24 protein-coding genes are annotated in these 26165 nt (G+C 51.6%); 11 read left to right on the top strand and 13 right to left on the bottom strand.

What is annotated here, in order from left to right:
- Positions 1-38: 38 nt before the first annotated feature.
- The 8 genes from argH to ABEB26_RS20965 form a co-directional block, all read right to left on the bottom strand.
- Positions 39-1403, bottom strand: a complete 1365-nt coding sequence (gene argH / locus ABEB26_RS21000; protein WP_345724031.1) for an argininosuccinate lyase — start codon at positions 1401-1403, stop codon at positions 39-41.
- 191 nt (positions 1404-1594) lie between these two features.
- Positions 1595-2782, bottom strand: coding sequence for a bifunctional glutamate N-acetyltransferase/amino-acid acetyltransferase ArgJ (gene argJ / locus ABEB26_RS20995; protein WP_345724030.1), 1188 nt, complete (start codon positions 2780-2782; stop codon positions 1595-1597).
- 2 nt (positions 2783-2784) lie between these two features.
- The gene (locus ABEB26_RS20990; protein WP_345724028.1) at positions 2785-3996 is read right to left on the bottom strand and encodes an argininosuccinate synthase; all 1212 of its coding nucleotides are present in this window, start codon (positions 3994-3996) and stop codon (positions 2785-2787) included.
- A 147-nt stretch (positions 3997-4143) separates the two neighbouring features.
- Positions 4144-4647, bottom strand: coding sequence for a GNAT family N-acetyltransferase (locus ABEB26_RS20985; RefSeq protein WP_345724027.1), 504 nt, complete (start codon positions 4645-4647; stop codon positions 4144-4146).
- 159 nt (positions 4648-4806) lie between these two features.
- Positions 4807-5328 (bottom strand): NUDIX domain-containing protein, encoded by a 522-nt coding sequence (locus ABEB26_RS20980; RefSeq protein WP_345724025.1) that lies wholly within the window; start codon positions 5326-5328, stop codon positions 4807-4809.
- Positions 5328-6074, bottom strand: coding sequence for an acetylglutamate kinase (gene argB, locus ABEB26_RS20975; RefSeq protein WP_345724024.1), 747 nt, complete (start codon positions 6072-6074; stop codon positions 5328-5330). The genes ABEB26_RS20980 and argB overlap by 1 nt, the downstream gene beginning before the upstream one ends.
- Positions 6075-6083: 9 nt before the next feature.
- Positions 6084-7094 (bottom strand): N-acetyl-gamma-glutamyl-phosphate reductase, encoded by a 1011-nt coding sequence (gene argC / locus ABEB26_RS20970; protein WP_345724023.1) that lies wholly within the window; start codon positions 7092-7094, stop codon positions 6084-6086.
- A 392-nt stretch (positions 7095-7486) separates the two neighbouring features.
- Positions 7487-8674, bottom strand: coding sequence for a citrate synthase family protein (locus ABEB26_RS20965; protein ID WP_345724022.1), 1188 nt, complete (start codon positions 8672-8674; stop codon positions 7487-7489).
- 139 nt (positions 8675-8813) lie between these two features.
- Here ABEB26_RS20965 and ABEB26_RS20960 point away from each other — a divergent pair, with 139 nt between their 5' ends.
- Positions 8814-9941: a citrate synthase/methylcitrate synthase gene (locus ABEB26_RS20960; RefSeq protein WP_345724021.1), complete on the top strand. Its 1128-nt coding sequence runs from the start codon at positions 8814-8816 to the stop codon at positions 9939-9941.
- Positions 9942-10111: 170 nt separating this feature from the next.
- Here the strand turns inward: ABEB26_RS20960 and meaB are convergent, their stop codons facing one another.
- The 4 genes from meaB to gatA form a co-directional block, all read right to left on the bottom strand.
- Entirely contained in the window at positions 10112-11083 is a 972-nt protein-coding gene (meaB, locus tag ABEB26_RS20955; RefSeq protein WP_345724020.1) for a methylmalonyl Co-A mutase-associated GTPase MeaB, read from the bottom strand.
- Positions 11084-11090: 7 nt separating this feature from the next.
- On the bottom strand, positions 11091-11504 hold the full coding sequence (locus ABEB26_RS20950) for a cobalamin B12-binding domain-containing protein (RefSeq protein WP_345724019.1): 414 nt from the start codon (positions 11502-11504) through the stop codon (positions 11091-11093).
- A gap of 115 nt (positions 11505-11619) precedes the next feature.
- Positions 11620-12939, bottom strand: coding sequence for a hypothetical protein (locus ABEB26_RS20945; protein WP_345724018.1), 1320 nt, complete (start codon positions 12937-12939; stop codon positions 11620-11622).
- A gap of 173 nt (positions 12940-13112) precedes the next feature.
- Positions 13113-14567, bottom strand: a complete 1455-nt coding sequence (gene gatA, locus ABEB26_RS20940) for an Asp-tRNA(Asn)/Glu-tRNA(Gln) amidotransferase subunit GatA (RefSeq protein ID WP_345724060.1) — start codon at positions 14565-14567, stop codon at positions 13113-13115.
- A gap of 338 nt (positions 14568-14905) precedes the next feature.
- Between gatA and ABEB26_RS20935 the strand changes: the two genes are divergently transcribed.
- The 10 genes from ABEB26_RS20935 to ABEB26_RS20890 all read left to right on the top strand — a co-directional run bounded on the left by ABEB26_RS20935 (position 14906) and on the right by ABEB26_RS20890 (position 23437).
- Positions 14906-15496, top strand: coding sequence for a hypothetical protein (locus tag ABEB26_RS20935; RefSeq protein WP_345724017.1), 591 nt, complete (start codon positions 14906-14908; stop codon positions 15494-15496).
- Positions 15493-16167: an HAD family hydrolase gene (locus ABEB26_RS20930; RefSeq protein ID WP_345724016.1), complete on the top strand. Its 675-nt coding sequence runs from the start codon at positions 15493-15495 to the stop codon at positions 16165-16167. The genes ABEB26_RS20935 and ABEB26_RS20930 overlap by 4 nt, the downstream gene beginning before the upstream one ends.
- A gap of 10 nt (positions 16168-16177) precedes the next feature.
- On the top strand, positions 16178-17098 hold the full coding sequence (locus ABEB26_RS20925) for a hypothetical protein (RefSeq protein ID WP_345724015.1): 921 nt from the start codon (positions 16178-16180) through the stop codon (positions 17096-17098).
- Between the two features lie 13 nt (positions 17099-17111).
- Positions 17112-17951, top strand: a complete 840-nt coding sequence (locus ABEB26_RS20920) for an SDR family NAD(P)-dependent oxidoreductase (RefSeq protein ID WP_345724014.1) — start codon at positions 17112-17114, stop codon at positions 17949-17951.
- 189 nt (positions 17952-18140) lie between these two features.
- Positions 18141-18848 (top strand): class I SAM-dependent methyltransferase, encoded by a 708-nt coding sequence (locus ABEB26_RS20915; RefSeq protein WP_345724013.1) that lies wholly within the window; start codon positions 18141-18143, stop codon positions 18846-18848.
- Positions 18849-18988: 140 nt separating this feature from the next.
- Positions 18989-20074: a M24 family metallopeptidase gene (locus ABEB26_RS20910; protein WP_345724012.1), complete on the top strand. Its 1086-nt coding sequence runs from the start codon at positions 18989-18991 to the stop codon at positions 20072-20074.
- A gap of 33 nt (positions 20075-20107) precedes the next feature.
- Positions 20108-20665: an elongation factor P gene (gene efp / locus ABEB26_RS20905; RefSeq protein ID WP_012192247.1), complete on the top strand. Its 558-nt coding sequence runs from the start codon at positions 20108-20110 to the stop codon at positions 20663-20665.
- A 98-nt stretch (positions 20666-20763) separates the two neighbouring features.
- Entirely contained in the window at positions 20764-21231 is a 468-nt protein-coding gene (accB, locus tag ABEB26_RS20900) for an acetyl-CoA carboxylase biotin carboxyl carrier protein (RefSeq protein ID WP_345724011.1), read from the top strand.
- 214 nt (positions 21232-21445) lie between these two features.
- Entirely contained in the window at positions 21446-22624 is a 1179-nt protein-coding gene (gene xseA / locus ABEB26_RS20895) for an exodeoxyribonuclease VII large subunit (RefSeq protein WP_345724010.1), read from the top strand.
- 3 nt (positions 22625-22627) lie between these two features.
- Positions 22628-23437 carry an AAA family ATPase gene (locus tag ABEB26_RS20890; RefSeq protein ID WP_345724009.1) on the top strand — a complete coding sequence of 270 codons (810 nt, stop codon included), beginning with the start codon at positions 22628-22630 and terminating at the stop codon, positions 23435-23437.
- A 188-nt stretch (positions 23438-23625) separates the two neighbouring features.
- On the opposite strand, the gene pnp is transcribed toward ABEB26_RS20890, so the two are convergent.
- On the bottom strand, positions 23626-25959 hold the full coding sequence (gene pnp, locus ABEB26_RS20885; protein WP_345724008.1) for a polyribonucleotide nucleotidyltransferase: 2334 nt from the start codon (positions 25957-25959) through the stop codon (positions 23626-23628).
- Positions 25960-26165 lie beyond the last annotated feature (206 nt).

Here is a 26165-nt window from a genome sequence, read left to right as displayed (position 1 = left end):
GTTTGATTAACGGCAGGGCGAGGGTGCTAGCAGCCACCTCAACCTTCTGCTAAAACGTGTTGAGCTGCAATCAGTTGGTCGCGCACGGCGTTGGGCGCTGTTCCACCAGGTACGTCGCGCATGGCGACGGAACGAGCAAAATCGAATAAACCAGCAACATCGGTCAGGCTTGGGTGGGCGGCTACAAAGCTTTCGGCGGGCAATTGGCGCATGCCAACCCCACGTTGTTCGGCTTCGCGCACCAAGCGCCCAGCAATATGATGAGCCTCGCGGAATGGCACTCCCCGGCGTACCAATTCATCGGCTACATCAGTCGCCAACATCGCATCATCCAAGGCCGCTGCCATGCGTTCGGTATTGAAACGAGCGGTACGAATCGCACCCGCAACCACTGGTAACGTTAGGCTTAATGTATCGATCGCATCGAATAAGGGCGCTTTATCTTCTTGTAAATCTTTGTCGTAGGCCGATGGCAGGCCTTTGAGCAAGGTCAAAACGGTGATTAAATTGCCGATCAAACGGCCAGATTTGCCGCGAGCCAACTCCAACGAATCAGGATTTTTCTTTTGGGGCATTAAACTTGAGCCGGTTGAATAGGCATCGTCTAGCGCTACAAAGCCCCATTCCGAGCTGCTCCAGATGATCCAGTCTTCGGCGAGTTGGCTGATGTGCACACCTAACAGCGCGATTGCTGCCAAAATTTCGACAATATAATCGCGGTCGCTGGTAGCATCAAGGCTATTTTGGCTGATGCTGGCAAAGCCTAATTCGGCTGCAAGTGCTGCCCGATCAACTGCGAAGGCCGTGCCAGCCAGTGCGCCTGAGCCAAGTGGCAGCACGCTGACCCGCTTGGTTGCATCATGCAAACGTTGGCGATCGCGATCTAAACGCCAAAAATGGGCTAAAAGTGCGTGCGATAACAAGACTGGCTGTGCCCGTTGCAGGTGGGTATAGCCAGGTAAAATTGTTTCGCCAACCGCTTTGGCTTGCTCAAGCAAGGCTGCTTGCACATCGCGAATCAGATCATCGGCTAGTTTGAGTGCGCCCAACGTCCACAAACGGGTATCGGTCGCCACTTGATCGTTGCGTGAGCGACCAGTATGCAATTTGCCCGCTAAGGCTCCGATGAAATCGCCCAAACGCCGTTCGACCGCCGTGTGAATATCTTCGTCGCTGGTTAATGGCAAAAACAGGCCTTCTTCAAATTCTTGATAGACTTGGCGCAAGCCTGCGATCAGTTCTTGGCATTCAGCGGCTTGCAAAATGCCAGCGCGTTCGAGGCCATTGGCCCAAGCAATTGAGCCGCGAATATCTTCGGCCCATAAGCGCCGATCGATTGGAAACGAATCGTTGAATAAGCGCATATGCTCAGCCAACGAGCCACTAAATCGTCCACCCCACATGGTTTGGTTACCTCGTTATTTAGGGATCAGGGGCTAGGGGTCAGGGATCAGGATTAACGCAGCGGCGCAGAGAAAGTAAGTTTGGCTCAGCCCTAAGTCATGAAGCTAGGTCAAAATTAGATTCTGACCCCTGATCCCTAATTACTGATCCCTAATCACTGATCCCTGAATCCTGACCCCTAGTCCCTCATTTACGTCCGATAATCAGCGTTAATTCGCACATATTCGGCGCTAAAATCGCAGGTCCAAGCATAGCCAGTAGCCGCGCCAGCCCCAAGATTTAGCCGAATCGCGACCTGTTGACCACTAATTTGGCTGGCGGCTTCGCGTTCGTTGTAGTTGGTCGGCGTGCCACCAGCAACTAATTGCACCTCGCCCAACCACAATTCAACGTGGCTGGGATCGAAGGGTACACCAGCAACTCCAGCTGCCGCCAAAATCCGCCCCCAATTGGGATCACCGCCGTGAATCGCGGTTTTGACCAAGGGTGAGCAGGCAATTTTGCGGGCAACGGTACGGGCTGCGGCAATACTCGGCGCATGATCAACCGTGATGGTGATTAACTTGGTTGCGCCTTCGCCATCGGCAGCAATTTGTTTAGCCAAATCGATGCAGACAATTTCGAGTGCTTGGCGGAAGGCCGCAATATTGCTGGCGTTGATCGTTACGCCACTCACGCCAGAGGCCAACAACAACAGCGTATCGTTGGTGCTCGGGTCGCCATCCACCGTTACACAGTTAAATGATGCATCGGTGACTTCGCGCAACAAACTTTGGGCCAAATCGGCATCGATTGCTGCATCGGTGGTGACAATTGAAAGCATGGTTGCCATCATCGGATGGATCATGCCTGCGCCTTTGGCCACCCCAGCCACCGTTACCTCAACTCCATCGATCACCGCCGTGGCGCTCGACGTTTTGGGGCGGGTATCGGTGGTCATAATCGCTTCGGCAAGCGCTGGAGCATGCTCAACGCTTAATTCAGGCGCAATTGCCGCCACGCCCTTAGCAACTTTTTCAACATTCAGTTGATGGCCGATGACACCAGTTGAAAGCACCAAAACTTGATGTGGTTCGCAACCAACTGCTTCAGCCGCCAAACGAGCCATCTCGCGGGCAGCCGCATCGCCTTGTGCTCCAGTACAAGCATTGGCACAGCCAGCATTGGCAATAATTGCCCGAATTTCGCTGGCGTGCTCGGCTAACACTGCTTGATCGTAGAGCACTGGAGCAGCTTTGACGAGGCTGGTGGTAAATACCCCAGCCCCGGTGCAAACACTATCAGCAACAAGTAAACTTAAATCAGGATTACCACTGGCCTTCAAGCCACATCGCCCCGCAGCACTGCGGAAGCCGGCGGCAAAACGAAAGATACTCATGCTTATTCAGCTCCTGAGGTTAAGGCTTCAACTTTTTGGGGCAAGCCAAAGAGCTTGATAAAGCCTTCAGCATCGGCTTGGTTATAGACTGCATCTTCGCTGAAGGTTGCCAAATCGGGTACGTACAAGCTGCGTTCAGCCTTGCGGCCAACCAAATGTACGCCACCTTTGAAGACTTTCAAGCGGGTAACACCTGTAACGTTCTTTTGGGTTTCAGTGAAAAATGCCGACAAGGCATAGCGTAACGGCGACCACCATTGACCGTTGTAAATCAACTCTGAGAAGCGGATTGCCAAGGTATCTTTGAAGTGCAACGTTTCGCGATCAAGCGCCAATTCTTCGAGGCCTTGGTGAGCACGATAGAGCAATGTGCCGCCTGGCGTTTCGTATACGCCGTGGCTCTTCATGCCGACCAAGCGATTTTCGACCAAATCGACGCGGCCAACGCCATGACGAGCGCCAATGTCGTTGAGGGTTTGCAGCAAGGCCACCGGGCCAAGTTGCTCGCCATTCACGCTAACTGGAATACCACGCTCGAAGCCAATTTCCAAGTATTCTGGCAAATCGGGGGCTTCTTCAGGGGTTACGGTGCGTTGGAACATGGTCAATTCTGGCTCCAACCATGGGTCTTCCAACGAGCCACCTTCATGGCTCAAGTGCCAAATATTGCCGTCGCGGCTGTAGATCGAGGCGCGAGTGCTGGTAACTGGCACATTGTGCAACGCAGCATAATCCAGTGCATCTTCACGTGAGCGAATGTGCCATTCACGCCATGGCGCGATAATTTTCATGTGCGGAGCCAAGGCCATGTAGGTCAATTCAAAGCGCACTTGATCGTTGCCTTTGCCCGTGCAGCCGTGGGAAAGTGCATCAGCACCAACTTTCAAGGCAGTTTGCACCTGACCACGTGCGATCAGTGGGCGGGCGATGCTGGTGCCGAGCAAGTAGGTGCGTTCGTAGGTTGCGCCCGATTGCAGCATGGGAAACAAGAAATCGCGCACGAATTCTTCGCGCAAATCTTCGACATAGCAGGCACTTGCACCTGAAGCAATCGCTTTGGCTTCTACGCCGCTCAGATCGTCATCTTGGCCAAGATTGGCGCAGTAACAGACGACTTCGCAGCCATAGTGTTCCTTCAACCACGGCACGATCACGCTGGTATCCAAACCACCTGAGTAGGCCAGCACCACTTTATTTGCAGTCGCATTCGACATGACCAATGAACTCCTTATGAAGGGATGAAGGATGAGGGATGAGGGATAAAATCCCTGAACTATCCTTCATTTCACAACAGACAAAGTTAAGGATAAACCCAAGGGATTAGATCTTCATCCCTCATCCTTCATCCTTCATCCTTTTATTTAATGTTCCCAAACGACGGCGGTTTCGTCACAGCAGGTGACGAGTGGACATTTGACACAATCGCGCCAAACCTTTTCAGGGAAGCGTTCTTTGTCGGTGATGCTAAAGCCCAAGCGCACAAAAAACGAGACGGCACGGGTCAAGGCAAAAACGGTATGAATGCGGCGCAATTTTGCCTGCGCAACCAGTTCGAGCACAATTTTGGCTCCTACACCAGCGGCACGATACTCGGTTGCTACAGCTAATGAGCGAACCTCAACCAGATCAGGATTCATCAGCAACAACGAGCCGATGCCAATCACCCGTTGGCCATGGCAGGCAACTACCCAATTTGCTAAAGAAGCACGAATTTCGTCAGCGGAACGGGGTAATAAATGCCCAGCCCGCACATTTTCAGCTACCAATTCACTCATACCAGCTACATCGTCTTCATGGGCTGGCCGAACTACAACGTCCGCAGGATCGATTGGAGCCAAAAGTGTACTGTGTTGAATGGCAACCATTGATTGGTTACTCCCAAAACGGCTTGCGCCGGATAATGTTTAATATCGATAAAGTGTGTACCCTGCCCTCACCCCCATCCCCTCTCCCACTGCGGCGGGAGAGGGGAGAATTTTAGAGCGTTTCCCCCTCGCCTGCTGGGCGGGAGAGGGGGTGAGGCATCAAGCCCAGTCGATTGCTGGCGGGATTGCCCAACCAGATTCAAAGCTGCTAACGAATGAATGGGTGGCGCTTGGGCGTTGACCTTGAGCCAAAAACGTTGCCAACGATTTCAGCTCTTTGGGCCAAAATGGCAGGCTGGCAATGTCAGCTAAGGCTCGCCATTCGGGCATTGGTTTATCGGCGGCCTCGGCATGAAGTGTAGCCTGCGGATCTAACGGCGTAGCATACAGAAACACTTCTAAGCCATAGTTTGGCTCGCGATCCTCAGGGTCGATGATGGCATAGGTTGGAATAACCCACTCGCGCAAGAAAGCAACTTTGCCAACTTGCACCCGAATACCGCATTCTTCCCAAACTTCGCGGGCGGCACAATCGGCCAATGATTCACCGCGTTCTAAACCACCGCCAGGCAAACGCCAAACTAATTCTGGCTGATCTTCGGTGGCCAAAATCAAGAGTTCTTGCTCACGCAGCACAATCACTCGGGTGCGAATATTGTCGTAAACCGAATGACTTGGCATTAGGCAGTCTCGATAATTGTGCCAGCATCAAGCTGATCGATGTTGGTGATCCTCACAATTTTCACCCCAGCTTGCAAGCCGCTTAAGGCCGATTCGACCTTGGGAATCATGCCGCCGCTGATTGTGCCATTGGCGATTAATGCCTGAATATCGTTGGTGTTGAGCCGTGGCGCAACCACACCATCAATCAAAACCCCAGGTACATTCGAGATAAACACCGCTTCATCGGCTCCAACAGCAGCAGCAATCGCTCCCGCAAACACATCAGCATTGACATTCAGCGTGCCGCCAACGCCATCAGCACACAAGGGAGCTAGCACAGGCACAACATCTGCTGCCAAGGCTTCAAATAAAACCGTGGCGCGAATGCGGGCTGGCTTGCCAACTGCACCCAAATCGCCAGCGCCATGCTCCAAGCGGGTGGCATACACCAAGTTGCGATCAACCCCCGACAAGCCAAGGGCTTCCACGCCAACTACATTCAAGGCCGCAACCAAACGGGTGCTGACCATGCCACAAAGCACCATCGTGGCCGCTTTGAGCGCGGTTTGGTCGGTGACGCGCAGGCCAGCCACAAATTGCGGCTCACCACCAAGCGCTACCTGCAATTGGCCAATTTCCTTGCCACCGCCATGGACCAAAATTGGTACATCGTTGACATTGACCATGGTTTGGATCACCGCGACCAAACGGGCCAGCCAGGTTGGGTCATCTATTTCATTGCCGCCAAGCTTCAAGATCCGCATTGCACACTCCTAGCGCAAGCCCGTGGTTTCAGGCAAACCAAACATAATATTCATATTTTGAATTGCTTGACCCGAAGCACCCTTGAGCAAATTATCAATCGCCGCTGTGACGATCAACATGCCAGGCTGAGCGAGCGTCAAGCCAATTGCGCAATCGTTGGTATGCACAACATGGGCCAAACTGGCCAACTGACCTTGATCGAGCACATTAACAAATGGCTCAGCAGCATAACGTTGGCGATAAAGCGCATGAATGCTGACCAAATCTAGCTCTGGCTGAATTGGCACATAGATTGTGCTTAAAATACCGCGTTGGGTCGGCAAGAGGTGTGGTGCAAAAATCGTGTTAACTGGTGCGTTTGCCAACTTGCTCAATTCTTGCTCAATTTCGCCAACATGACGGTGGGTATGGCCAATGTTGTAGGGGCTATAATTTTCGTGAGCCTCGACAAAATGCAAGTGCTGTTTGGGTGCGCGGCCAGCGCCCGAAACGCCCGAAGCAGCATTGATGATGATGGTTTGACCAGTTTGCCACCAACCTTGTTCGAGCAAAGGTGCTAAACCAAGTAAAACACTGGTGGGGTAGCAACCTGGGTTGGCAATTGCTGGCACATCGACCAATGCAGCGCGATTCAGTTCAGGCAAGCCATAGGGAGCATTCAAAAGTTCAGGGTGGGGATGCGTGTGGTCGTACCAGCGGGTGTAAGCGGCGGGGTTGTCCAGTCGCAGGTCGGCGGAGAGGTCGATGGCTTTGACACCATGCTTGCGAGCCTCTGCCACCGTTTGGGCAGCGACACCATGCGGCAACCCCGTGAAAATTAGATCAACTGCCTGCCAATCAACCTGATTCGCAGCCAACAAAGGCATATCAAGTGGCCCAGGCACAACCTGCGCCAAGCGCTTGCCCGCCGACGATTCGGAAACAGCCCAAACCACGCTGGCGCTTGGGTGGCGCTGCAACCAGCGAGCTAGTTCGTATCCGGCGTATCCCGTCACGCCAAAAATACCAACACGAATCATTGCGAACTCCCTATGGTTAAGGATGAAGGATGAATTATGAGGGATGAACACATGGATAGTGCATCATTCAAACGTTTCATCCTTTATCCCTCATAATTCATAATTTCGAGCTAAAAAAGATTCCCCCCGAACCATCAAATGAGGTTCGGGGGGAAACGCTTGGGCGTTTGTAATCTTGCTCGTTGCCTGTTATGCAGCACAAACGGCGCAAGCCCACCGAACCTCGTTGGTACGGGGACGACGCAGCCGCAATGCTGGCGAAAAAAGGTTGGTGAGCATTTGTTTCTTCATAATGTCGCGAATAATAGTGCGATTTAGATATTTTGTCAAGTAGTGCTTAAAAGCGCAATTTAGCCCATTAGAATCGGCTAAATAACGCGTTGCAGCACAGGTTAAATCTTGATTATATTTGGCCGTTCGCCCGTGTAGCGAGCACGGGGCCGAATCAACCGTGCATCGCTATATTGCTCCAAGGCATGGCCAATCCAGCCGACGCTGCGGCCTAGGGCAAATAGGCTCATTGCGCTGCCCAAGGGCAAATTCAGCACCCGCCCGACCCACGCCAAGCCAAAATCGATCGTCGGATGATCGCCCAATAATTCATAAACGGCTTGGATAATGCGATCAATATCGTTGCTAAATTGCGGCGCTAATTGACGAATCAGATCGAGCAACACCTTGCCGCGTGGGTCGCCGTTGGGATACATTGGGTGGCCAAAGCCAGGAATCGGCTGGCCTAAGCGCAACTTTTGGGCCAACGCCGTATAAATATCGGGGCTACGTAATAGCTCATCCAACAGTAGCTCGCTTAATTCGCTTTGCTTGCCATGATGCACCCCGCCCAGCGCCGCCAAGCCTGCACTAACCACAGCATACAAGGTTGTGCCCGCCGAAGCCACGCAGCGAGCAGTGAACGATGAAACGTTGAGTTCATGATCAGCACTGACAATCAGCGCAGCATTGAGCAAAGGCTGTAAATGTAGCGGAATCTGCCAAGCCTCGGCGAGCTGGGCCACGATTGGTCCTTGCAAAGGTTGCTTGGCGGCCACGCTGATCAGCAATTGCACCACCCGCACCGCCGTGCGTTGCAAACCTTGCGGGCGTTGATCGAAAGCGGCATGATCGTTGCTGCCAACGATTGCTAAAGCCACGACAAATTGCTCAAGCAACGGCAGATCAGGCAACTGTGGAATGTTTAGCGCTGGCAAATCGGCCCATAATTGCTGGCTTTGCTGACGATCACCAACCCAAATCAGGTTGGCAACCTCTTCGATGCTAGCACTACTGGCCAATTCGCGCACATCAAACCCACGATAATAGACCTGCTGATTATCGATCAGCGTGATCGCTGAATCGAGCACTGGCGTGCCCCAATGCAATGCCCCAGCCGCCACGCTGGCCGGATTGCGCCGACCTTCGCGGCGTAATTTCAATTGCTCAACTTGATCGAACAAATAGCGATGAGCATGCGCTCCGGCTGGCTCCGAGTGCAACAACCCGCGGCTCACATAGGCATACACGGTTGGCACACTAATTCCCAAATGCTCGGCCACTTCGCGAGCACTCAAATAGCGCGTCATTGCGTTGCTCCATTCCAATATTGATTCATCAATCAACATTGACAACATTGATAAATCTATTTATAGTCGATAGCAGCAGGAATTTCAAGCGGCAAAATTGCCGCTCAAGGCCTAACACGCTGGAAAGGATCGATTGTCAATGGCGACTGAAACCCAAGTTCATGTAGGTTTGGAAGGGATCGTTGCGGCGGCAACGCGGCTCAGCAGTGTCGATGGCCAAGCTGGGGAATTAATTATTGCCGGCTTTCCCTTGGAGCGGTTGGCCCCGTTTGCTACCTTCGAGGAAACGATTTTTCTCTTGTGGAATGACCATTTACCAAGCCAAAGCGAACTAACTGAATTACACCAAAGCCTAGTTAGCCAGCGCCAATTATCAGCCCTTACATTAGAAGTTGCCCAACAACTTGGCCGCGAACAGGCAGATCCGATGGATGCGCTGCGGGCTGCCACCGCCACATTAACCCCATTGGCCGATGAAAAAGCTACGGCCCAACGAATCGTGGCCGCCTTGCCGACGATTGTGGCGGCCTACTGGCGAGCACGCAACCAAGCTGAATTTATTGAGCCACGTAGCGATTTAAGCCATGCTGCCAATTATTTGTGGATGTTGACTGGTAAAGAGCCAAGCGCCGAGCAAGTACGGGCACTCGAAACCTATCTCAACACCGTGGTTGACCATGGTCTGAATGCTTCGACCTTCACCACTCGCGTGATCATCTCGACTGAATCGGATTTGGTTTCAGCGGTGACTGGAGCAATTGGGGCGCTCAAAGGGCCGTTGCATGGCGGCGCACCTGGCCCAGCCTTAGATATGGTGTTTGAAATTGGCACAGCTGATCGTGCTGAGGAAGTGCTCCGCGCCAAGTTGGCACGCGGTGAGCGCTTGATGGGTTTTGGTCATCGCGTCTACAAAGTGCGCGATCCACGGGCCGAGGTTTTGGCAGGCGCAGCCGATCAACTCTTTGCCAACGATGGCAATCGTGAGTTGTATGAACTTGTGCGCCACGTTGAGCAAACCGCGATTCGACTGCTTGAAGAACACAAGCCAGGTCGCAAATTGCAAACTAACGTCGAGTTCTATACCGCCTTGCTGTTGCATGGCATCGACTTTGAAACCGACCTCTTCACCCCAACCTTCACGATCAGCCGCGCCGTCGGCTGGATTGCCCACGCCTTCGAGCAACGCACTGTTGGCCGGATCATTCGTCCACAATCGATTTACACTGGCGACCGCAATCGCACTTGGGTTGAGGTTGCTGAGCGCTAAATCTTTGCTCAGCCCTCGCTCACAGTGCGTGTAGACAAGTAGGCATAACGACCTCGGGTTGGTTGGGTGGTGCGCAAACCAAACCTCAACCAAAACCGAGGTCGGATGCCGAGGATTCCAGCCATTATTCGCCAGATCGATGCCATTCTGAGCACAGCTCGCCTCGACTGTTAGGCGGGAGAGGGAGCTGGCGGTTGCGGGAATTCCAAAACGCTTTCAATCGCTTGGTTGGCGGCAGCATACGGGTCGAGTTGGCGTTCGCTCATCTGTTTGAGCAGTTGTTCATGGACGTGAGGCTCAAGTCGTTGCAGCAATTGGCGCAGCAACGTTTCACGCATAATCACTTTCCACTCGCGCTCAATCCGCTCGCGTTCGCGCAATTCGAGCAAATTGTTGCTTTTAAGATGTTCGAGATGGCGTTCGACCGCAGCAGCAGCTTCGGCGATATTCTTACCAGTGTTGGAAACGGTCTGGACAATCGGCGGCTCCCAGCCATCGCGATGTTCGCCGCTGCCAAGATGCAACATCATCTGCAATTGGCGAACCGTGCGCTCAACGCCCTCGCGATCAGCTTTATTGACCACAAACACATCGGCAATTTCCAAAATGCCCGCCTTGATTGCCTGAATATCATCGCCCATGCCCGGTACTTCGACGACCACCACGGTATGGGCTTCGCGGGCAATTTCAACCTCGGCCTGACCAGCTCCCACAGTTTCAACAATCACGATGTCAAAACCTGCTGCATCGAGCACTTTGACGGCATCGCCAGTAGCCCGTGATAAACCACCAAGGCTGCCACGACTCGCCATCGAACGAATGTAACAGCCGCTATCGCCGCCCAAGGCTTGCATGCGAATCCGATCGCCTAAAATTGCGCCACCGCTAAATGGTGAAGTTGGGTCAACTGCCAACACGGCGACCGTGCGCCCAAGACTACGCCAATGCAAAGCCATTTGGGTGACCAATGTCGATTTGCCAGTGCCAGGTGCACCAGTTACCCCGACGATATGGGCATGGCCAGTGTAGGGGTAGAGCGCCGCCAAAGCCGTTTGGGCTTGGGCATCGCCAGCTTCAACCAAGGTTATCAAGCGGGCCAGTGCGCGGCGATTGCCAGCACGAGCCTTTGCTACAAGTTCCACGCCCAACCTACCCTTCTACCGAGCTACGCTCAACATGCTCACGAATAAAATCGATAATTGCATGGGTCGAAGAGCCAGGCCCGAAAATTCCCGCAATCCCATGATCCTTGCGCAAGATTGCTGCATCTTCATCGGAGATAATGCCGCCAGCCACGACCAAAATATCCGCGCCATCGTTTTCGCGCAGCATCGTGGTGATTTTGGGCAGCAAGGTCATATGCGCACCTGAGAGAATCGACAAGCCAATGCAATCAACATCTTCTTGCAAGGCGGCTTCAACGATCATTTGGGGGGTTTGTTGCAACCCTGTATAAATAACTTCCATGCCTGCATCACGCAAGGCACGGGCGATCACTTTTGCGCCACGGTCGTGGCCATCAAGCCCTGGTTTGGCCACTAACACCCGAATTGGTCGTTCCATGAGGGTCTTTCCTCCACATTGAGAAATGACGATATGCCCCATTGTAGCGCAGTTTAGCTCACCTGCGAATCAGCAATCGGTTGCAGATCGTCACTTCATTTGAGTGCCTAGCAATTTAAATTAATGCTGCGACTTCTTTCAAACGCACCCGCTTGACCCATTGATAGCCACGCTTGCCTTGCAAACATTGCTGGCGGGTGGTGGCGATATTGCCCAAGCCCCAACGCTGACCATTGGCAAGATCAAAGTTCATGCTGGCTTCAATCACATCGAAATTGGCACTCAGCGCATAATTTGTGCCTGAACGATCAGTGCCTTGGAACGGGCCAACGTACAAGGTAACATGGCCAGCCCGCGCAGCGCCATTATTGCCAAACACCAGCACATCGCCTGGTTGCCAATCGTTGGCATCGCTAATTTCTTGGAGGGTGGCTGGGCCAGGCGCATAATGCTGAGCCATATGTGGGTTGGCCCCGCTGTTCCAATTCACGTTAAAGCCTGCTGCCGCCAAACAAATGCTCACCAAATCGGCGCAAACAATATCTTTATAGTATTGATGATTGGGATTGCTGGCGAATTGTGATCCATAACACATTTGTTGCAAATTAGTGGGCAGCGCATCATAAACTGTTTTTTCATCGCCCAGCATAAACAAGGCTTGATCGATAATCGCCCGCACTTTGGGATGTAAAGCATTATAGCTAGGGTGAGCCGAGCGCACACCGCTACCACCACCGCGTACATTGATCGGCTGATTAATCGTATTGTTGACAATCACTGGTACGCGAACCGGGGTATAACCAGCCACATTGACTTCGAGCAAGCCAACCGCACCAGCGCCAATATTGTCAAAGCGATAATTGCCTTGGGCATCGGTTTTGACTTCGCAGGCAGCACGGGCCACAGGCGCAACATCGGGAATCAGATAGGTTTTGGCGGTTTGGAATAAACGGCCATCAGCAGCCAATTGGGGGTTATGAATCAAAGCATTATCACGAAATAATTCCCAAGTAATTGGCACGCGCTTATCGATATATTGCACCCAGCAATCCCAGCGCGAGCCAGCAAACCCAGTGATTTGGCGGGTCCAACTGACTTCTTGGGCGGGCGAAACTTCGGGCATCAAATAGGTTTTGTCGCTATGAAACACCCGTCCATCGTCGCTCAAATGTGGGTTGTAGATCAAGGCACCATCGCGAAAATCGCCCCAAGCAATTGCTACTTTGCCATTGATCTGCTGCTCCCAACATTCCCAGCGTGTGCCGCTAAACCCTGTCAGCGAGCGCGTCCAATCGACTTGGCCTGCTGGCAAGAGGCTGCGATTGGCCACATTGCTCAGATAGCCTGCTTGTGAGATAAACCGCACGCTAATGTTGGCAAGCGGCGCAAGATCAATCGTCCGAACCACCCGCCCAGTGATGCTATAACTGGTCATGCCGTTGGCTCCCTACTAGATGCTTCCGTAGTTCAATGGTAGCCGTGGCGCTCAGAGATTGCAATAGCTTAGGGAGAGGGATGAGGGATGAAATTTAACCACGAAGGACACGAAGAGCACGAAGGATCATTACTTAGTGGTCTTCGCATTCTTCGTGGTTACGAAACGTTTGGCTACAAACTTGGATGTTGTTTGTACCAGCTGTTATGTTGCTCGTAGGCATGGCCGACGCGCAGCAAGGTTGCTTCATCGAACGGCTTGCCAATCAATTGCAGGCCGGTTGGCAAATTGTCGCTAAAGCCACATGGCACGACCAAGCCAGGCACACCAGCCAAGTTAATTGGCAAGGTACACACATCCGAAAGATACATCGCCACTGGATCATCAGCTTTTTCGCCAATTTTGAAGGCCACGCTGGGCGAGGTTGGCGCTGCCAATAAATCGACTTTACTCCAAACCTCTTGGAAGTCGCGGCGAATCAAGGTACGCACTTGTTGGGCACGGCGATAGTAGGCATCGTAATAGCCCGATGAGAGCGCATACGTTCCAAGCATAATCCGGCGGCGCACCTCCGAGCCAAACAATTGGCCGCGGGTCGATTCAATTTCATCGAACAGCCCATTGCCTTCCAAGCGCACGCCATAGCGCACGCCATCGAAGCGAGCCAAGTTGGTGCTACATTCGGCTGGAGCAATGATGTAATACACTGGCAAGGCATATTTGGTGTGGGGCAGCGAAACCTCAACGATTTCAGCACCCAAATCCTTAATCTGCTCAATCGCCGTGCGTACCGCTTTTTCAACCCCAGGCTCCATGCCATCAACGAAATATTCACTGGGCACGCCAACTTTGAGGCCGCGAATGTCGCCAGTTAAGCTAGCGCGATAATCGGGCACTGGCAAATTGGCGCTGGTCGAATCTTTGGGATCATGGCCTGAGATGGTTTCGAGCAGCAGTGCCACGTCTTCAACTGTGCGAGCGAATGGCCCACATTGATCGAGTGATGAGGCAAAGGCCACTAAACCATAGCGCGAAACCCGCCCATAGGTTGGCTTCAAACCGACAATCCCACACAAAGCGGCAGGCTGGCGAATTGAGCCACCAGTATCAGTGCCTAACGTGCCAAAAGCTTGACCAGCAGCAACCGCCGCCGCCGAACCACCCGATGAGCCACCAGGCACACGTTCGGTATCCCATGGGTTGCGTGTACCACCAAAAGCACTATTTTCGTTGGACGAACCCATAGCAAACTCATCCATATTGAGCTTGCCGAGAGTTACCGTGCCAGCCTCGTTGAGTTTGCTCACGACGGTGGCATCGTAGGGTGGAACCCAATTCTCCAACACTTTCGAGCCGCAGGTGGTACGCACATCTTTGGTGACAATCACATCTTTAATGCCCAACGGAATGCCAGTTAAGCTTGTGGCGTTGCCAGCCTTGATGCGCTCGTCGGCAGCTTGCGCTTGTTGCAAAGCCAAATCGGGCGTTTGAGTTAAAAACGAATGCAGGGTTGGCTCTAACGCGGCGATGCGTTCCAGCAGAGCCTCGGTCAGTTGCACCGAGGTAATCTCACCGCGATCCAATTGGGCGCGGGCCTCGGCAATTGTCAATTCATGGAGGGCCATAATCACATCCTCACGCATGGGCTTGCTTGTTTACCAACGCGCATTGTAGCATAGCGCATCGTTTCAGGATCAAAAGGCATTATTTGGCTATTAGATGATCAATTTACAGCTAAATACTCAGAAGAATATCTCACTTTAGGGTATAAGAAAGCACAGAGACAGTCCACGTAACAACTATTAGGGGGTGCAGGGGGATGAAAACACCCTGCGTTCCCCGCCTTGAGGCGGGGCGGAGGGGTGGTGATCACAATATTTATGACAGAATGGCTCTAACAAGCAACGATCGGCTGTGGTATACTGCTGATGAATTTTCCCCTTCGAGGCACTGCAAGGAGGTTGACGTGGCCAATCGCAACCGCAAATCCACCGATTCGACCAAAACAACTGCTGTTGAACGAGTTGATATCGATCGCTCGTACAAGTTTATGATCATGACCTCCTTTATCCTCAATATTGTGCTGATTATTGGTTTAGGCGTTTTAGCAATTGCGCTATTTGGCTATAAAACCGGCCTAGCGCCACTCAAACCAACTATTGCCAAATTAACTGATACGATTGATGGCCTGAGCAATGCCACGATTAAAGCTAGCGTACCGTTGAACGAGCAATTGCCGATTACCTTGCAAGTGCCAGTTAGCCAAAATACCAATGTGCGGATAACCCAAGCCGTGCCGTTGCAAGTGCCCGCCGATATTACCCTGCCTGGCGTGGGTTATCTCAAAGCCAGTGTGGCCTTGAATTTGCCCGAAGGTTTGGAATTGCCAGTCTATCTGAGCCTGACGATTCCGCTGCAAGCCTCAGTGCCCGTCAGTTTAACCGTGCCAGTCAATATTCCACTTAAAGATACCGAGCTGGGGCCACAATTCCGCAGCCTTGGCGAATTGGTGCAGCCGCTGGCCGACCTTGTCAATGGGGAACCAACCGAACAATGAAATTGCTGCTCTGGGATATTGATGGAACCCTGATTCGGTCACATGGGCGCAGTCTTGAAGCTTTCAAGGCTGCGTTTCAGCGTGTATACGAGGTTGATCTGCCGCTTAGCTCGACTGCTGGCAAAACCGATGGCTTGATCGTTCGCGAGACCTTGCATACTTGGGATGAGGTGGCGATTCTCGAACGGCTTGAGCAATTTTATGTGGTTTACGAAGGTGAATTGCAGGCCCGTTTTGAATATCTACAACATGAAACCACAATTTTACATGGGGTTCATGCAGCCTTGAGCCACTTACAAGCGCATACAATTCACTCGCTGCTGACTGGCAATATGCAACGCACCGCCAAGATCAAACTCGATGCCGTCGATCTCAGTCGCCATTTTCGTTGGGAATGGGGTGCGTTCGGCTCGGATAGCCATATTCGCAACGATTTAGTGCCCGTGGCATTGCAACGAGCACAAGCTGCTGGTTGGCATGGCACGTTTGATGATGTGGTGGTAATTGGTGATACGCCGTTTGATATTGCTTGCGCCAAAATTGCTGGAGCATGCTCGGTCGCCGTGGCAACTGGTCGCTTCAGCCTCGAACAACTTGCTGAGCACCAGCCCGATTTGCTGTTGGAAGATCTGACCCATTATGAAGCGCTGCTTCAATTTATAACTACCTGAGGTTGAAGTTATGCCAACAATCGATCAATTGAAGCAAAAACTTGATGAGATTCAAAAGCAAATTACTCAAGATGGTGGCGATAAGCATTCAGCGCCAGCCTTGCTCCAACAGCGCGAAAAACTAGAGCAACAAATCAAGGCAGCCGAAAAGAATCAATTAAATAACTCTACCCCCTCAACGTTACCTGCTAATAACGATGAACCAAAAAACGCTAAAACTACTTCAAAAAAATCTTCTTTAATTGAACGATTACAAGAAAACAAGAAAATACTTTTCCTATTTGCCATTCTTGCCACTGTAGCAGCAATTTGTCAAATATTGATGTATTTCAATATATTACCGTTTGATCAAAAACGCGATATCATAATTATTGTGATTGATCAAGAAACTAATACGCCAATTAATAATGCAACAGTTGTTATTGATAATACTACAATAATTAACACAGATACTAATGGGAATGCTACAGTAAGTATCTCAAAAGATAAAAATTCAATCATCATTGAAATTAAGGCCGATACCTATAATTCAATTAAGGCTGCATATAACATTAACGATGCTAATAACCGATTGGAAATCAAGCTAACCAAGACGACTAGCCAACCAACAGGACCAAATATTCCTACAAGTTTTGGTTGGTTTGCAGGATGTTGGCAAAACGAGAATTCGATCTCAGAAATTCAAATGCTTAACATTCGTTTTGAAGGTCTTCCGCGCAATAAAGCATTTGTGGGTTTAACTACAGCGTGCCCAGCAACCCAAATTAACAAAGAATTTTCGGCTACTCCGCAAATCGAAACCAACATGTTGATTGTAAATGTTGAGCCAGAAGAGTGGCGTTTATATCCTAAGAATTCGGATGGAGACATGCGGTTACAGCGTTTTGTCAACGGTGCTTTGCAAGAAGAATTAACATTCAAGCGCAAGTAGTTAGGAGTGCCCAATGAAACTTTTAGATAAAGTGATTGTCATTACTGGTGGTAGCCGTGGCTTGGGCTTGGCAATGGCCGAAGCAATGTTGCGCCAAGGAGCCAAAGTTGTGATTGCTGGCCGCGATCAGGCCAGTCTTGAACAAGCCCTGGCTCAACTCAAACGCCAATCGAGCCATGTGCTGGCGACAACCTGCGATGTTGGCGATTTGGCAGCAATCGAAGCGCTACGCGATCAAACCATCGCCCAGTTTGGCAAACTTGATGTCTGGATCAACAATGCTGGCGTGGCTGGGCCTTATGGTGCGACTGTGGCAATTCATCCTCGCGATTATCGGCGCGTGATCGACACGAATATTTTTGGCACATACCACGGCTCAATTACTGCGCTCAAACATTTTCAACAACAAGGTCATGGCAAATTGATCAATCTGTTTGGGCGGGGCGATACTGGGCCTGTGCCGTTTCAAACCGCCTATGGTGCTAGCAAAAGCTGGGTACGCAATTTTACCTTGGCCCTCGCCAAAGAACATCGCAACCAAGCCATCGAAGTTTTGGGCTTTAACCCAGGCTTGATGACCACCGATATGCTGACTGACGTGCAAGTGATGGCGGGCTACGAGGCCAAACTTGAAGCGCTCAGCACGATCTTGCGCATGTGGGGCAATCCGCCCAGTGTGCCTGCCCAGAAAGCGGTTTGGCTGGCATCGAAGGCCACCGATGGCCGCAATGGCTTGACAATCAGCCTGCTTTCGCCACCACGTTTGCTGCTGGGAGCACTCAAAGAAGTAATTCGGCGTGTACGCGGCAAGCCCGCCCCAGCATTACCAATCAAAATGACCACCATCGATTAAGGATTGATTGAGCAGCGAAATCACGCAGCGAGGGATCGGGGTTCGGTTGTTGGGGGGCAGGGATTGGAAACACCAAAAACTCAACCAGCCAAAAGCGCACTAAATTTATCCTATATTGATCAGTACAAAATTCCTCAAGCCTGCTAAAATAGCGCGATTGAAGTTCGTTTGTGTTTGAGGATATTTCCCATGACCAAATCAACCGTTGAAACGATTCGTGCCCGCTTCGATGCTGATGTTGAGCGTTTTTCCAATTTGGAAACTGGTCAATCAGCGACCGTCGATGCCCCGTTAGCAATGACTTTAGTTGCCCAAGCTGCCGCTGCCACCACTCCTAATGCTCGTCATATGTTGGATATTGGCTGCGGCGCTGGCAACTATAGCCTACGAATCTTGCAAGAATTACCTAACCTTGATGTGACCCTGATCGATTTGAGTTTGCCAATGCTTGAGCGAGCGCAACAACGGGTCGGGGCGGCCACAACAGGCACGGTTACTGCACTGCAAGGCGATGTACGCCAGCTTGAATTGGGCAATGAGCAGGTTGATATTATTGTGGCAGCGGCGGTATTTCACCACCTACGCGACGATGCTGAATGGCAGGCGGTCTTTGCCCAATGTTATGCAGCCTTGCGGCCAGGCGGCTCGCTGTGGATTTTCGATCTAGTGGAACATTCCAGTGAGGCCGTCCATAACTTGATGTGGCAACGCTATGGCCAATATCTCAGTGATTTCCGCGATGAGGCTTACCGCGACCAAGTATTTGAGTATATCGAAATCGAAGATTCGCCGCGCCCATTGCTCTGGCAAATTGACATTTTGCGCAACGTTGGCTTCCAAAAGATCGATATTTTGCATAAAAATAGCTGCTTTGCTGCGTTTGGCGGGGTAAAATAGCCCGAGGATCAAACAAGCATAGGCTGAACACCAGCTTTACAATAAAAACGTTTGACAAGCATCTTTGATGGCATATATACTACACAAAGCCCGTTGGCAACCCCAAGCGGGCTTGTAGTGTGCTGAAAGGCTGGTGCGCGGTGTCTCAAGAACGGCTCGCAGCGTTGCGGATGCTTTTTGAAGCAGCCCAAATCGATGGATTGTTGGTCGCTAATAGCCAAAATCGACGCTATTTGAGCGGGTTTACTGGCTCGGCAGGCTTGTTGATTATTGATGCTCAACGGGCATTATTAATCAGCGATGGCCGTTATACCGTGCAAGCAGCCCAAGAGGCCAGCCAATTTGAAACGATCACCCGCACGCTTGATGAAAGCTTGTATAGCTGTGTTGGCCGCCATATTGCACCGATCACGCGCTTGGGCTTTGAGCCAGCAACCCTCAGCGTTGCCGATTACAATGCCTTACGCCAAGCCTTGCCTGCTGATGTAACCTTGGTTGCCATTGGGGCATTGACCGAGCAACTCCGCGCGATCAAAAGCAGTGAAGAAGTTGCGGCCTTGCGCCAAGCAATTAACATTACCGACCAAGCCTTAGCCGCAGTCAAGCCGATGTTGCGCCCAAGCATGCTCGAACGCGAAGTTGCCTGGGAATTGCACAAGGCGATTGTTGAGCATGGCGGCGATGGTTTAGCCTTTGAGATTATTGTGGGTGCTGGCTTGAATAGCGCTTTGCCCCATTATCACGCTGGCAACGCCCCGCTGGGCCAAGGCCAGCCGATTGTGGTCGATTTTGGGGCGCTCTATGCTGGCTATCATGGCGATATGACGCGCACATTGGTTTTAGGCCAGCCCGATGCCAAATTTGATGAAATTTATGGCATTGTGCGCCACGCCCTTGCCGATGCAACCAACGGTATCAGCGCCAACACCACTGGCAAAGAAGCCGATGCCTTGGCTCGCAATGTGATCGAAGCCTCAGGCTATGGCGAATATTTCAGCCATGGCACAGGCCACGGGGTTGGCCTACAAATTCATGAAGAGCCACGGCTCAGTCGTGTGCATAACGATCTGCTGCCAGTTGGCTCAATTTTTAGCATTGAGCCAGGCATTTATCTGCCCGATTGGGGCGGCGTGCGGCTCGAAAACTTGGTTTTGCTCAACGCCAATGGCGTTGAAACTCTTACACAATCGCCACTTGACCCGATTATTGTGATCGAGCAAGCCTAAAATTTATTACAACCCAAAGGGAGTTCTTGTATCATGGTCTCAACAGGTGAAGTACGCAAAGGTCTAACCCTCATTATTGATGGTGAATTGTTCCGCGTGATGGAAGCCAACCACGTCAAGCAAGGTCGTGGCACGGCATTCTTGCGCCTGACCTTACGCAATGTCCGCACCAGTGCTACAACGGTTAAAACGTTTATGGCTGGCGAACGCTTCGAAGTTGCCCGCTTGTCAACCCGTAACGTGCAATATCTCTATCGCGAAGATAATTACATCTATGTGATGAACACCGAAACCTACGATCAATTCCCGGTTAGCGTGGATTTGCTCGAAGATGCGTTGTTGTACATTCGCGAAAACGAAACCTTCGACGTTTTGACCTACGAAGATGAAGTGCTGGATATTTCGTTGCCACCTTCAGTTGAGATGGTCGTGGTTGAAACCGAGCCAAACTACAAAGGCGATACCGCTTCAGGTGGCGGCAAGCCTGCAACCACCGATACAGGCTTGGTGGTTCAAGTGCCTTCATTCGTCGCGGTTGGCGAACGGATTCGGGTTGATACCACCAACGGTAAGTACATTACTCGGATCTAAGTGGGGTTTGGCCCATTAGTTTAAAGCTGATCATCACGGCGCTGGGCAAGAATCCCTGCGCCGTCGCCATTTTCCAGTGTAGTTGAGGATGCTAGCCCATGAGTGAGCAAACACCCGAACAGAATTTACTCACCGAGGATGTGCGTGAGTTGCTGCGGTTAATCACCCAAACTGATATTACTGAGCTAAGCCTTGAGCGTGGCGATGCCAAAATTCATGTCAAGCGCACGCCCTATGCGGTGGCGGCCCCCGTGGTTGTAACCAGTGGTGTAGCGGCTGCGCCAGTTGCTGTCAACCTTGCCGAAACACCTGCCGCTCCCATTGGTCAACCAATTACATCGCCAATGGTAGGAACCTTCTATGCTTCGCCATCACCCAAAGACCCAGCCTACGTCAAAGTTGGCGATGAGGTTCATCCAGGCGATGTGATTGGCATCGTCGAAGCCATGAAGATGATGAACGAAATCGAGAGCGAAATTCATGGGCGGGTAGCCGCGATTCACGTTGAAAATAGTCAGCCTGTTGAATATGGTCAAGTGCTAATTTCAATCGTGCCGCTTGATTAAGTTTGGCTCCCTCATCAACCGACCTACAAGGGTTGGTTTTAAGGATCATCTCCATGCCCTCACCCCCAACCCCTCTCCCACTGCGGCGGGCGAGGGGAGTTCCAATCTTCATGGGGGTGAGGGAACATACTCAATCCGCTAAATAATTGTCGATTGTTTTTTTGGTTAAATCCTCGTACAATTGTGCTACTATCCTCAATAAGCAGGTCAAGCCATGGAACAACTTTCAGTCAGTGAATTATGTGGCTATATTAATGCAGTGCTCACTAGCGACCCAGTGGTGAGTGATATTTGGGTTTATGGTGAGGTTTCTAACTGCAAACGCCATTCATCAGGCCATTGGTATTTGACCCTCAAAGAAGCCGATGCCCGCATTGATGCGGTGATTTGGCGTTCTACAGCCTTGCGTTTGAGCTACTTGCCCCAAGATGGCATGGCGATTTTAGGTCATGGCAAAGTTGAACTCTATAATGGGCGCTTGCAACTATACATCGATTTTATTACACCTGCTGGCGAAGGCCTGTTGCAAGCCCAATATGAACGACTCAAAGCCCAATTAGAAGCTGAGGGCTTAACCGAACGCAAACGGCCATTACCACTATTTCCTCAACGCATCGGTATTGTCACCTCACCCACTGGGGCGGCCTTGCAGGATATGTTGAATGTGCTGCGCCGCCGTTTTCCTTTGGCCGAAGTGATTGTCGCTCCTGCTCTTGTGCAGGGCGAAGATGCCGCGCCTTCGATTGTTGAGGCCTTGTATGAGCTATTCGATTTTGAGCCAGATGTGATTATCGTGGCCCGTGGTGGTGGCTCGATTGAAGATCTTTGGGCATTTAACGAAGAGATTGTAGCGCGGGCGATTTTTGCCTCGCCAGTACCAGTCGTCACCGGAGTTGGCCACGAAACCGATACAACAATTGTTGATTTTGTTGCCGATTTGCGTGCGCCAACGCCTTCAGCTGCCGCCGAATTGGTCACTCCCGATTTGGCAACGTTGCGTGATGAATTGATCAGCCACGTTGGGCTGTTGCATGGCTTGTTTCAAGGGCGTTTGCAATTGCTGCGCAGCGAATTAGGCCAACAGCAACAACAGCTTTTACGGCACAACCCTCAAATGCGGCTGCATCAAGCGCGTGAGCAGGTTACCGCCCAACAACAACAGTTGCAGCGAGCGATCCAGCGCATGCTCGAAATGGCTCGCTTAAAAGTTCAAGTTGCCGAGCGCAGTTTGGTGGCACTCAATCCCGAACGAACATTAGCGCGAGGCTATGCAGTTGTATTGCATAATGATCGTACCCTCACTAACACCAGCCACGTAGCAGTTGGCGATCCAATTAATATTCAATTGCACCAAGGCCAGCTTCAAGCCACAATCACTGAGCTACGAGATTGAGCCATGCTACTCGCTAGTTTGAAAATTAAACCACCCGATGCCCACGATGCTGAGCAATTTCCCCTAAATGTGCCGGCCATCCAAGCCTTGATTGGTCAAACCCTCGATTTTGATGCGCCTGTGACGATTATTGTGGGCGACAATGGCTCGGGCAAATCAACTTTTCTAGAAGGTTTGGCGGTTGCCACTCGCTCGATCGCCGTCGGAACCTACGATTTAGAGCGTGATCAAAGCCTAACGTCGGCCCACCGTTTGGCTAAATATCTCAAACTCAGTTGGCATAAACGCACTGGACGCGGCTTTTTCTTGCGGGCTGAAGATTTTTTCGGCTATGCTCAGCGGGTAAATCAATTGCGGCTTGAAGCTGAAGCTGGCTTACGCGAGATCGAGGCTGACACCACGCTTTCGCCCTTGGCGCGTGCCCAAGCTCGTCAAACCCATTCGCGCACACTCGGCGAGTTGCGCCAGCGTTATGGTGATGGGCTCGATCATGCCTCGCATGGCGAGAGTTTTTTACGCTTATTTCAATCACGTTTTGTGCCCAATGGCTTATATTTGCTCGACGAACCTGAAGCTCCGCTAGCACCAATTCGCCAATTGAGTTTGTTGGCGCTCATGCGTGATGCAGTTGAACAGCAACAAAGCCAATTTGTGATTGTGACCCACTCGCCAATTATTATGGCCTACCCCAAAGCCCGCTTATTACAGATTAGCCCTACAGGTTTGCAACCAATTGAATATAACGCGATTGAACATGTCAGCTTGTTGCGCGATTTTCTCAATCATCCCGAACGCTTTTTACGCCATTTGTGAATTGTGAGGTCGGGGATTGGTTGTTGGGGATCGGTTTTTAACCGCGAAGGACACGAAGTTCTACTAAGTTCGATTTATTGGTTTGCTGTCAGTTCTAAAAACCTCAGGATTCCAATATACCAAACATTCGTGCGCTTCGTGTCCTTCGTGGTTACAAAAACTTCGTGTCCTTCGTGGATCAGAATCTATTAGCCGCGGAAGCCACCACCACGGCGGTCGCTGCCACCGTTACCTGGGCGTGGGCCACGGTCGCCGCCTTCACGAGGGCGGTCGCCTTCAGGGCGTGGGCCGCGATCACCGTCGGGGCGTGGGCCACGATCGCCACCTGGACGTGGGCCACGGTCGCCGCCACCACCGCCACCGCGAGGGCCGCCTTTGCTACTACTGCTCTTGCGTTGCTCAGCGGTTTCGCCAGTCAGAATTGCGCGGCGTGAGAGGCTCAATTTACCAGTGCCTGGCTCAACATCGATCACCATCACGGTTAGTTCATCGCCAATTTTGACCACATCTTCGACGTTTTCGACGCGCTTTTCATCAAGCTCGGAAACGTGAACCATGCCATCTTTGCCTGGCAACACATTGACGAACGCGCCATACGGCATAATCCGCACAACTTTACCAGTAAAGATTTCGCCAACTTTGGCTTCGCGGGTCAAGCCTTCGATCAACGATTGAGCCATACGTGCGCCATCAGCATCGGGCGTGGTCACGAATACGCGGCCATCATCCTCAACGTCAATCTGAGCGCCAGTTTGCTCGATAATTGAGCGAATCGTCTTACCACCAGGCCCAATCAATGCCCCAATCTTCGATGGGTCGATTTGCAGGGTGATAATTCGTGGCGCAAATTGTGAAATATCGTTACGCGCAGTGTTGATAATTTCGTTCATCTTATCGAGAATGAACACGCGACCTTGGCGAGCTTGCTCAAACGCTTGCTGCATAATTTCATACGTGATACCTGTGGTTTTGATATCCATTTGCAGCGCGGTGATACCAGCAGTCGTACCAGCAACCTTGAAATCCATATCGCCCAAAGCATCTTCCAAGCCTTGGATGTCGGTCAAAACGCTGAACTGACCAGCTTCTTTGCCAGTGATCAAGCCCATTGCCACACCAGCAACCGGAGCTTTGATTGGCACACCAGCATCCATCAAGGCCAGCGATGAACCACAAACCGAGGCCATCGATGATGAACCATTCGAGGCCAACACTTCCGAGACCAAGCGCATGGTGTAGGGGAATGTATCTTTTTCAGGCAGGACTGGTACCAAAGCCCGTTCAGCCAATTTGCCATGCCCAATATCGCGGCGACGTGGGCCACGTGAAGGCCGCGCTTCGCCAGTCGAGAAAGCTGGGAAGTTGTAGTGGTGCATGTAGTGACGAGTGGTTTCGATGCCCAAATCGTCGAGCCGTTGTTCGTCACCAGGCGAGCCAAGCGTTGCCACGGTGAGCACTTGGGTTTGACCACGGGTAAACAAGCCCGAGCCGTGAACGCGCGGCAAGACCCCAACATCGACCGCAATTGGGCGAATTTCGTTGACCTTACGGCCATCGACCCGAATCCCTTGCTCAAGAATCGAAGAACGAACTTCATTTTTGACTAAGGCATCGTAGTTTTTCGTTACTGCCTTGACCCGAGCAGCCAATTCTTCTTCGGCTACGCCAGCGCTGAATTGCTCCAACACTTCGGTGCGCAAGCTATCGGTAGCAGCTTCACGAGCAGCTTTGTCGCTGTTGTTCAAGGCTTGCAAGAAGCGATTGCCCATCCAAGCTTTGATTTCGTCTTGCAGGCTGGTATCAACGACCGGAGCCACAAATTCTTTTTTGGGCTTGCCACATTTTTCGGCCAATTCAAGTTGAGCTTGAATCACTGCTTGCATGGCTTCGTGGCCGCGCTTAACCGCTTCGAGCATTTCAGCTTCGGTCAATTCGTAGGCGCTAGCTTCGACCATCATCACGGCTTCGCTAGTACCGGCAACCACCAAATCGAGGCGGCTATTTTCCATCAAGCCCATAACTGGGTTGATTGCAAAAACGCCATCGATATGGCCCATTTGCACCGCGCCAACTGGCGCAGCAAACGGAATATCCGAAATCACCAAGGCTGCCGAAGCGCCAATAATTGCCAACGGACCCGGATCATTAACTTGATCGGTTGAAAGTGTGGTGATCGAGACCTGCACGTCATTGTAATAACCTTTGGGGAACAAAGGTCGCAATGGACGATCGGTCAAGCGCGAGGTTAAAATGGCAGTTTCGGTTGGGCGGCCTTCACGTTTGAAGAACGAACCGGGGATTTTACCTGCGGCGTACATCTTTTCTTCATAGTCAACCGTCAGTGGGAAGAAATCAATCCCATCGCGTGGTTCAGTTGAAGCAGTCACAGCGGCGAGCAAAACTGTATCGCCATACCGTACCAAAACTGCTCCATTGGCCAACTGCGCAACCCGACCTGCTTCAATTGTCAACGGGCGACCCGCCAGCTCGACAGTTACGCTATGAACTTGTTGTTCACTCAAAATGTGCCTCCAAACACCCCACTTGGGTGCTTCACAATGTGGAGCGTTAGGCACTGGAGCCTGCACAGCAACTCCCTGTCACTGTTCACGCGCCAATTCCTAACGTCCACAAACCATCAGTGCGCCTCTTGTATTGCAATCATTGAGCCAGCGAGGCTATGTTCGGCTCAACACAAAAACGTCTGGGAGCAATTGTACTCCCAGAC

The sequence above is a fragment of the Herpetosiphon gulosus genome, from assembly GCF_039545135.1.
Taxonomy (GTDB): domain Bacteria; phylum Chloroflexota; class Chloroflexia; order Chloroflexales; family Herpetosiphonaceae; genus Herpetosiphon; species Herpetosiphon gulosus.
This window is presented reverse-complemented; position numbering and strand designations above follow the sequence as displayed.